Source organism: Vibrio sp. Y176 (assembly GCF_033438945.1).
The window spans coordinates 1-662 of sequence record NZ_JAWOQS010000620.1; the positions used below are offsets into that span (position 1 = coordinate 1).

Genomic DNA, 662 nt, shown 5'->3' on the forward strand with positions numbered 1-662 from the left:
GCATTAGGTGGCATCATTAGCTTTGTTGGCTTGGTGGTTCCGCATTTGCTGCGATTAGCGTTTGGCACAGAAAACCGTTACTTGTTGCCACTGTCGGCGATATCTGGCGCAGCTTTGCTTGTTTTTGCAGATATTGGTGCGCGACTATTGCTGGATTCCGCAGAACTGCCTTTAGGTGTGATGACGACTTCTATCGGTGCGCCTATTTTCATTTGGATGTTGGTGAAGAGTCATGATGCGCGTTAAGCATATAGCGGTTGGAAGTCGTTTACTGCCACTTTCATTTGAATGCAAAGCTGGCGAAGTCGTCCACGTTGTCGGACCAAACGGCTCTGGTAAGAGCACGTTACTCGCAGCGCTTTCCGGCACATTAACTAGCAGGGACGGAGCGAGTGGTGAAGTTCATGTGGACGACAAAAACTTGCTCACGTTATCTTTGTCGGAACAAGCTCATGTTCGCGGTTACTTATGTCAGCAATCTAGACCTGCGTTTAACGTCGATGTTTTTCAATATCTTGCGTTGTCGTTGCCAAGTGGCGTTGCGATCACTGATGGTAAAGTTCGTGATGCCGTTAATATGGTGGTCGAGCTCGTCCAACTGCAAGATAAGTTGCACCGCAGCATTCAAACGCTATCAGGAGGCGAGTGGCAACGCGTACGCT

The 662-nt window shown here is 48.9% G+C and carries 2 protein-coding genes; both read left to right on the plus strand.

The window, feature by feature from the left end; all coding sequences use genetic code 11:
- A partial coding sequence (locus R7O13_RS27675) for an iron chelate uptake ABC transporter family permease subunit (RefSeq protein WP_318305298.1) occupies positions 1-246 on the plus strand: 246 nt, incomplete at its 5' end.
- A partial coding sequence (locus R7O13_RS27680; protein WP_318305299.1) for an ATP-binding cassette domain-containing protein occupies positions 233-662 on the plus strand: 430 nt, incomplete at its 3' end. The genes R7O13_RS27675 and R7O13_RS27680, both read left to right, overlap by 14 nt.